Here is a 461-nt window from a genome sequence, read left to right as displayed (position 1 = left end):
CCGTACCACTCTTTCAGGGAAAGATGAAAACACCATCTGGACCATTTACAATACCCTTACCGAAATTGAAGCAACGTTCCGCTGCCTGAAAACCGATTTGGCATTGCGCCCTGTCTTTCACAAATACGATGAGAATATTGAATCGCACCTGTTCCTGGGGCTTTTGGCATACCAGGTTGTTGCCACCATAAGGTACCAGCTCAAGGCCAAAAACATCCACCACGACTGGCGCAACATTGTGCGGATAATGAACACACAAAAAGAGGTGGTAACAACCCTGAAAAACAAAAAAGGGAAAACCATCAGGATAAAGAAATGCAGTGTTCCTTCTGTAGAGGCAAAACAAATTTATGAGGCCCTGGGGTATAAAACCGTACCATACTATATGAAAAAATCTGTGTTACCCGAAATATGAATATCTTAAACCCATCTGACTGGAATACAGAATTTTATGATAGCAA

General features: G+C 42.1%; 1 pseudogene. It reads left to right on the top strand.

The annotated features are described in order from the left end of the window. Nucleotides 1-415: pseudogene (locus ATH1_RS21765) on the top strand (IS1634 family transposase); the annotation flags it as partial. Between the last annotated feature and the right edge of the window lie 46 nt (nt 416-461).

This window comes from Anaerophaga thermohalophila DSM 12881, from assembly GCF_000191885.1.
Lineage (GTDB): Bacteria > Bacteroidota > Bacteroidia > Bacteroidales > Marinilabiliaceae > Anaerophaga > Anaerophaga thermohalophila.
This window is presented reverse-complemented; position numbering and strand designations above follow the sequence as displayed.